The following is an 8691-nucleotide window of genomic DNA, read 5'->3' on the forward strand; positions in this document are numbered from 1 at the left end:
CAATCCCCTTCATCCTGTCCCTGAATGTAGAGAGAAGAATTATATTAGAAAGAAAAAAAGTAGTAGGGCTAAACCCTACAAAATAAAACATTTCAATAAACTTTAGCGTGAACTTTCTTGTGGAAAGTTCACGAGATACTTCGACTTCAAAATTCCTTCAGAATTTTTCCGCTCAGTATGACAATACTGGGAGACCTCAAGCCTCGTAGGGTTAAACCCTACAAAACAAAAAAACTTTTTTGCTTGAATTTTTTTCAAAAAAATTCAAAAAAAAGGACCCGATTACTCGGGCCCATAGGTCTTGGTTCACATTTGGGAGGATGAACAAAAATTGACCTATTTGCTACTATTATAGTAACATACCAAAGAAAGAAAGTAGTTACAAAATGGTTACAAATTTTGCGAAAAATAAAAAGTAAGATTTTTGTAATAATTAAACTTGCGAAAAAAACATAAACTGCTATACTATATGTATCAAGATAACTTGATAAAGCAAAATACTTTTATTATTGCCCCACAAAAGATAATAGTTTTAGAATCTAAAAATGAGGTATAATATAAAAGAGAAGAAGTTCAAGAAAATTGAAACCTTTTCAAGGACATTAGTTAGGTGTTTTAAAATAGAACAAAGAACTATTTTAAAATCTTGAAACTTATGGTATAATACCCATAAGATAGAGTTAGAGCCTTTAACTCTATTAATAAAGGTAATAACAACGAAAGTTGTTTATTATATGCCTATGCTTTTGGGCAAACAACTTCAAAGGATCAAAGAAGAGGACTTGGCTTATAACTACGTAGTACATTGAAGGTGTACTTTTAAAGCCCCTTCAATGGGTGCAAAGCAAAGTTTAACTTCCAGGTTCATAGAAGTTGAACAAAATTTTTATAGGAGGATGATTATTAATCATGAAAAAAAGCAATAAGATATTATCTTTACTTTTAGCTTTTGTTATGGTGTTTGCTGCGTTTGTTCCAGCATTTGCTAAAACACCAGGTCCTGGCCAAACTACAGGAAATGCTGATTTTACAATTAAGCTAAGAGCACAAAGACATGGCCGTACTACTGGTGCTAATGTAAATGTTACAATCACTAGTAAAAAAGCTGGAGAAACTACCAATGGAAGACAAGAAGGTGTTTATGCAGTAGAAAATGGTGCTAAAGACATTGAATTAGGCAAATTCACAAGTGGAAACTCTTTAGAAGCTAATAGAGATTACTATGTAACAGTAGACACAAAAGAAGTTCTTCCAAAAACAACTTACGAATACAAGTTCACAACAAATGATGACGGTAAAGTTGTTTCTAATGGAAAAGTAGTTGAAGAACTTGAATTTGGATTTGACTTATACTTTGAACAAAAAGAAGGCTATGCTTTTACAGTTTGGTCATTAGAAGATATGTCTAACAAACTAAAAGGTAATGTTGAGTTTGAAGTAAGAAATGTTCAATACAATGATAATGGAACTTACAAACTAGGTAAAAACAAAGAATTCCTAGCTGATATGGAAGGCGAAGTTCTTTATACTAATACAACTAGTGACATGGGAGATTTCAACTTACCATTAACTAATGCTAAACTAGCTAATGTTACAGAAGTTGAAACACCAGTTAAGCAATCTGGCTCAAATGAAACAATAAAAACAAAAATGGTAGCATTTGTTGTAAATGGTAAAGTTCAAGCTTTCGCTGACTTAAATCATGACAAAGTTGCAGTAATTAGAGACGTTGCATCTCAACATAAAATCGAAATTGAAGTTGTTGGAGTTGACTTCAAACAAACTAGAGATGGTGGAGCTCCTGCATATAAAGCAATTAAGGATGCTGTAATCGAACTTCAAGCTAATGAAACAGAAGTATTAAAGGAACAAAAATTTGGTAAAGTTTTAGCTTCTGTTAAAACTGACGCTAATGGTAAAGCAACAATTGAAAATGCTGAAATATCTAAAATGTTTAGTATTTTAGGTGTTGATGGGTCTAATGAAAGAATGGGCTACAAGGGATACACTCTATTTAATAGAATAATGGTTACAAAGGCTGATGGTTACCAAGTACCTGTAGGAATTGAACTAAACTTCTGTGGAAGCGATAGAGGTAGAGATTTAGGAAATCTACAAGGATCTGGATTTAAAGTTGAAAGAGAAGGAAATAAATATACTTTCATTCTTATGCCAACAGACTTTGGTTTAACTAGCAGAGTAAGTGGAAAGAACAGATACGCTACTTCAGTAGAAGCTGCTAAACAAGCTTTCCCTAAATACAAAGAAACATTAGAAACAGCACAAGATAAGAAAAATCAAGTAATTATTGCTTCAGGCGATGTATTTGCAGACGCATTAGTTGCTAATGGACTAGTTGGAAAATACAACAGCCCACTATTATTAAATGGCGTTTCTAAATTAGATCCAGCTGTAAAAGCTTATCTAAAAGAAATCGGAGCTAAAGACGTTATAATAGTTGGTGGTAACGGATCAATTTCAGGATCAGTTACAAACGAATTAACTGCAATGGGTATTTCTTCAAGAAGAATCTTTGGTACTAATAGATATGAAACATCTGTAAAGGTTCTTGAAGATTTATTCCAAAATGTTGAAGGCAAACAAGTTAATAAGAAAAAAGTTTTAGTAGCTTCTGGTGAAAACTTTGCAGACGCATTAGTTGCATCTGTACCTTCAGCACTTAAGGGACAACCAATTCTATTAACTGCAAAAGATAACCTTCCAAAGGTTGTTAAAGATGCTATCCAATCAAGAGATTATGGTATTGAAGAAGTAACTATAATTGGTGGAACTGGATCAGTTTCTTCAGCAGTAGAAGGACAAATTGGATTAAGAAATACTGACAGATTACAAGGTAAGAACAGACAATTAACTTCAATGGTAGTTTCTAACTCTTACTTTACAAATGGCGGTAGTGCAATCATAGTTGACGGAACTGACTTTGCAGACGCATTAGCAGCTGGTCAATTAGCTTGTAAGAAAAACGCTCCAATCCTATTAACAGCTTCTAAGACTGATTTAGGAAAAGAATTAGCTAATTACCTAAGAACTAACAAGATGACTGATATCACTATCGTTGGTGGTACAGGATCAGTTAGCACAGGAATCCAACAACAATTAGAAGAAATTCTTGCTGGTAAATAATCAGTAATAATTAAAAATTAAGTCCACTGGGGGAAACCTCAGTGGATTTTCTTTTTCTTATAAGCAACAGTTGAGTTGCACAAAAGCAACAGTCAGTTGACATTTTTTGTTATTTAGTCTATAATTAAAATCTGTACTTGGAGAATTGTCCGAGCGGCTGAAGGAGCACGATTGGAAATCGTGTAGGCGTGATAAGCGTTTCGAGGGTTCAAATCCCTCATTCTCCGCCATGCACTAGACGGGGAACTAGCGATGCCCTGAACCTGCAATCGCTACAGCAGGGTCGAATTCCCGGCCCCGGCTTTTTACAATTTAAGTCAGCCTTATGCAAGTGGTGTTGACAAGTGGGTCTTACGCAATAGAAACCTATGAACCTGGTCAGATCGGGAACGAAGCAGCCATAAGTAGTCATTTTTATGTGCCGTAAGGTAGCCTATTTCGAGCTAACTACATTAGTAACGTTAAAGGGTGAGAAGTCAAAGCCGGGAGTGTGCAATACATATGAAGAAATAAAGAAAGAACCTTAGGGTTCTTTTTTTTGAATTTTTTGAAAAAATTCAAGCTAAAAAGTATTTTTGTTTTGTAGGGTGTTGCCCTACTACCTTTTTATTTTTAATCCATTATCTCGTTTAACCAAGGGGAGAACTAAGAAACCTTTTCGTATGGTTTCTAACGTTCTCCCCTTGAAATCCCCTCTTCCTTACCTTCCAAACGATTCAGGACTGGCCGTCCTGAAAACCTGCTTAACAAGAGGAAGAAAATCTTGTTGGATTTTCTTTTATTTTATAATTTTGTTTTGTATGTTTTCGTTATACGAAACTTGATAGCCCCACGTGTGTCATCTTGAGCGGAAATTTTTGCTAAGCAAAAATTGAAGTCGAAAGATCTCGTGAACTTTCTTGTGGAAAGTTCACGCTAAAGTTTATTGAATTGATTTGTAGGTCTATGACCTACTACCTTTTTATTTCCAATATATGTTTTCTTTTATTCCACTAAGGGGGAAAAAGGAACTGCTTTCTATCGGGCCTTTCCCCCTTGGGAACCCCCTTTACTTCCCAACGACTTGGGGATATCCCCAAGACCCCTTTTAATAAAGTTGTTGGAAAGCTAAGGCTTTCCTCACTGTGCCTTCGGCACATAATTCTTTTTTGTTATACGAAGTGTGATAGCCCCACGTGTGTCATTCTGAGCGAAAATTTTTTGGCACAAAAAAATTGAAGTCGAAGCATTCTTGACCTAACAGAAGACGTAGTCTTCGTTGTAGGTCAAATGTCGATCTCGTTTCACTTTCCGACAGGAAAGTGTCAGAAGGCGACCTCGGAAACTTTCTCTTAAGAAAGTTTCCGTCAAAGTATCCTTAGTTGTTATGTAGGGTGTAATCATACAATTTTTATAGTTTTGTTTTGCTAAATTTTATTTTCTTTTGTATTTATTTCTAGTATTTTTATTTATTTTCTTGAGATCCTTCGACTCGCTACACTCGCTCAGGATGACGGTGACGACATATGCTTGTTGTAATTTAGTTATTTACTTCCCTGAATGTCATTCTGAGCGAAAAAATTTTTGAAAAAAATTTTGAAGTCGAAGCATTCTTGACCTAACAGAAGACGAAGTCTTCGTTGTAGGTCAAATGTCGATCTCGTTTCACTTTCTGAAAGAAAGTGTCAGAAGGCGCCCTCACTTTTCGAAGAAAAGTGTCAGAAGGCGACCTCGTTTTTCTTCCTTCTCATTTCTCACATTTAGTTTGGTATGTTATAATTAATAACAAAAGGAGGAAAAAATGAAAAAAATAAAAAAACTAAATTTAAAATACATATTAATTGGAACACTACTACTTGCAACGGCAATTCCAACAAGCTCACTTGCTTCTAGGGGGATTACCGTTGAAAGGTATTCTGGTAATAGCAGGTACGACACTGCTGTTACTTCTTCAATTAATACTTTTAGCAATTCAAAGTATGCAGTTATTGCTTCGGGGGAAAGTTATCCCGATGCTCTTGTTGGTGGAACTCTTGCCACTCAGTTAAATGCTCCGGTGCTTTTAACTACTAAGTCTTCTATTCCTTCAAATGTTTTAGATGAACTTAATAGGCTTGAGACTGAGGTCGTATTTTTACTTGGTGGGGACTCGACTATTTCTAATTCTGTTTATGAAACTCTTTTAAATAAGGGCTACAAGGTTGAAAGGCTTGCAGGAAGAAACAGGCTTGACACTGCTATTAAGGTAAGGGAGATGCGTTTTAAATATGCGGAGTTTATAACTCCCGGCGAAAGGGTTGCCGTTGTTGATGGGGCAAATTTTGCGGATAGTTTGAGTGCCGCACCATTTGTTGGTCAAATGGCTAGTACAACTTATCTGTATCCTTTTGTAAAGGGAAGTACTAATAAGATTCCTTATTACATGGCTTTTGGTGGAAAGTCTTCTGTGCCTAAGGGATATGCTGAGAAGGTAAGGTATTCTGGTAAGAGTCGTTTTGACACTTCTGTTGAAATTGCAAAGGCATATGAAACTGTTTTGGATAAGGAAATTGAAACTGTTATTTTGGTTGATGGTAATAATTATCCCGATGCTCTTTCTTCTGCGCCTCTTGCCAAGATGAATAATGGGGCAATTCTTTTAACTAGTAGGGACGCTTTACCAAAGGTTGTTAGAGATTTTATTGCTAACAATTCTAATATCAATAGAGTTATAATTGTTGGTGGTGAAGGTTCTGTTTCATCATCAGTGGTAAATGAAATTAAAAATATAGATTAGGGGGTAACCCCTTTTTTATTTGAGTGTATAAAGGGGTGAATTTATGAAGACTTTAATTTTGGCAGGATGTGGCCATGGACATATACAAATTCTTTCCAAGTTACAACACATGGACTTGGATGATTTAAAAGTAATTGTAATTACAAATTATGATAGGCAGTTTTATTCTGGTATGTTGCCAGGGTATATTAATGGATCTTTTTCTTTGGAGGAAGTTTCTTTTAAGGTGGAGGACTATTGTAAGAATCCAAATATTGAATTGATTTTTGATGAGATTGTAGAGATTGATAAAAATGAAAATGTGGTTCGAACTAAAAACGGAAGTTACAGTTTTGATTATCTAAGTATGAATCTTGGATCGAAGTCCATTGAAAGTTTTGGGCCGAAAACTGAAAGCCTTCATTATGTTAAGCCGATTTATGGATTTAAGGAGCTTAAGGATATTGGCGGTGGCAAGGATAAGCTATTAATTGTTGGTGGTGGCGCTGCAGGGGTTGAACTTGCATTAGCCTATGGGCATAGGTATCCCGGACTTAATATTACAATTGTAGACAAGCATGCTGATATTTTACTTAAGTTTAATAATAGAACTAGAAGCTTAGCAAAAAAAGTTTTGGAGTTTAGAAATATTAAGGTAATGTATGGTGTTTATATTGACCGCATTGAAGAAAACACCGCCTACTATAATGATGGGGAGATTCATTTTGACCAGGCACTGGTGAGTACGGGAGTAACCGGTGTGGATATAAAGTATACGGGCTTTGAAGTTGACGAGAGAAACTTTTTGAAGGTGAATAATAATTTATTTGCAGCGGATAATATACTTGCCATGGGCGATATGGTTCATATAAGAGAGTTTCCGCATATGCCAAAGGCGGGGGTGTTTGCCATAAGGATGACCCCCGTACTTTTGAACAATTTGTTTCATGTAATCTTTGGTGGTGGGGAGCTTGAAAGTTATGTGCCACAGGAGAGATATCTTCAAATAATAAACACGTCGGATGATAGGGCGATTCTTTCGTGGGGTCCATTTGCCATGTACAATAAGCTGGCACTGAAGATAAAGAATAAAATAGACATGGAGTATATGAAGGGGAATTTTTTTAAAAAATTCAATTAAAAGTTTTTTTGAGGTGTGTTTTGTATGGCGTTGCCCTACGAGGCTTGATGCCTACCGGCACTGTCATTCTGAGCGAAAATTTTTACGAAGTAAAAATTGTAGTCGAAACATTCTTGACCTAACAGGAGACGAAGTCTTCGTTGTAGGTCAAGTGTCGATCTCGTTTCACTTTCCGACAGGAAAGTGTCAGAAGGCGACCTCGTGAACTTTCTTGTGGAAAGTTCACGCTAAAGTTTCCTGAGTTGGTTCTGTAGGTTGTAATCCTAATACCTTTTTATTTCTAATATAGTGTTTTTGTTGTATTTGCCTTACGGCATTGTTATGTAGGGCGTCGCCCTACTTGAGTAGAGGTTAGATGTGAGATGTAAGATGTAAGAGATAGTGTAAGAAAATTTTGTTGGATTTTCTCCTTTGTTTTGTGTTCTAAATGTTATCACCATATATACGCTTTTTTATTCATGTATACTATTAGCTCCGCGAGATTCTTCGACTACAAAATTTCTTTCAGAAATTTTTTCGCTCAGAATGACATTCAGGGGAGAGTTTCGCTATATTACAACGAAAATGTGTCGTCACTGTCATCCTGAGCGAGCGTAGCGAGTCGAAGGATCTCAAAAAGCGATAGCTTTTTGTTACATCTTCTTTTATATCTCCCCTTCCAACTTCCAACTTCCAACTTCTCACTTCCCACCTCTTACATCCCACTTCTCACTTCCCACCTCTTACATCCCACTTCTCTTAAGTCAAATGTCAATCTAATTTCACTTTTTTTATAAAGTTCAAGCTAAATCCTGCTAAATTATTATGTAAGGTTTTGATTACTACCACTTAATTCACAAACTTTGGGTATCTTCTATAATAGTTGTTCACATTATTTTGATGTTAGTACTTAGATTTTAGATTAAGGAGTGATTTAATGAAAATTTTAGTAACTGGATTTGACCCATTTGGTGGCGAAACTATAAACCCTGCAATTGAATCGGTAAAGAAATTGCCTGATGAAATTAAGGGAGCAGAAATAATTAAGTTAGAAATTCCAACAGTAATTGGAAAATCTGTTAATAAGATTAGAGAAATGATAGAAAAAGTTAACCCCGATGTGGTACTATCCATTGGACAAGCAGGGGGAAGGCCTGACATTACAGTGGAAAGAGTTGGAATAAACTGTGACGACTGCAGAATCAAAGACAACGAAGGCAACCAGCCAATTGACGAAAAGGTAGCAGAAGATGGCCCAGCGGCATATTTTTCAACACTACCAATAAAGGCAATGGTTGAACATATTAAAGAAGGAAAAATTCCAGCATCTGTTTCAAACACTGCAGGAACATTTATATGTAACCACGTTCTATATGGTGTTGCACATATTCAAGCAACAAAATATCCAAATATGAGAACTGGTTTTATTCATATTCCATTTTTACCAGAACAAGTTACTAATAAGAAGAACATGCCATCAATGGCCCTGGATACAATTGTTAAGGCGCTAGAACTTGCAATAGAAGCAATTGTGGAAAATGATACGGATATAAAAGTTACTGGTGGGAAAACACACTAAAGGAAGGGGAGGAAAGCATGAGCTTTCCTTCTTTTTGTATAAGAAAACCCCCAGTTAGACTGGGGGTTCAGTATAGCTTTAGCGATGATAACCAAACAAAAATACCTCAATGAT

4 protein-coding genes, 1 tRNA gene and 1 other RNA gene are annotated in these 8691 nt (G+C 35.9%); all 6 read left to right on the forward strand.

Features of this window, described 5'->3' with window-relative positions; translation table 11 throughout:
- Positions 1-909: 909 nt before the first annotated feature.
- The 6 genes from WKS98_RS09565 to pcp all read left to right on the forward strand — a co-directional run bounded on the left by WKS98_RS09565 (position 910) and on the right by pcp (position 8577).
- Positions 910-3144, forward strand: a complete 2235-nt coding sequence (locus WKS98_RS09565; protein ID WP_498918831.1) for a cell wall-binding repeat-containing protein — start codon at positions 910-912, stop codon at positions 3142-3144.
- Positions 3145-3283: 139 nt separating this feature from the next.
- A tRNA-Ser gene (locus WKS98_RS09570) sits at positions 3284-3374 on the forward strand.
- An RNA gene (gene ffs, locus WKS98_RS09575) (signal recognition particle sRNA large type) lies at positions 3374-3638 on the forward strand. The genes WKS98_RS09570 and ffs overlap by 1 nt, the downstream gene beginning before the upstream one ends.
- Before the next feature lie 1286 nt (positions 3639-4924).
- Positions 4925-5899, forward strand: a complete 975-nt coding sequence (locus WKS98_RS09580; protein WP_498918833.1) for a cell wall-binding repeat-containing protein — start codon at positions 4925-4927, stop codon at positions 5897-5899.
- Positions 5900-5942: 43 nt separating this feature from the next.
- Positions 5943-7019, forward strand: coding sequence for an NAD(P)/FAD-dependent oxidoreductase (locus WKS98_RS09585; protein ID WP_498918835.1), 1077 nt, complete (start codon positions 5943-5945; stop codon positions 7017-7019).
- A 916-nt stretch (positions 7020-7935) separates the two neighbouring features.
- The gene (gene pcp / locus WKS98_RS09590) at positions 7936-8577 is read left to right on the forward strand and encodes a pyroglutamyl-peptidase I (protein ID WP_498918837.1); all 642 of its coding nucleotides are present in this window, start codon (positions 7936-7938) and stop codon (positions 8575-8577) included.
- Positions 8578-8691: the final 114 nt, after the last annotated feature.

Source organism: Lagierella sp. ICN-221743 (genome assembly GCF_037890055.1).
Taxonomy (GTDB): domain Bacteria; phylum Bacillota; class Clostridia; order Tissierellales; family Peptoniphilaceae; genus Mediannikoviicoccus.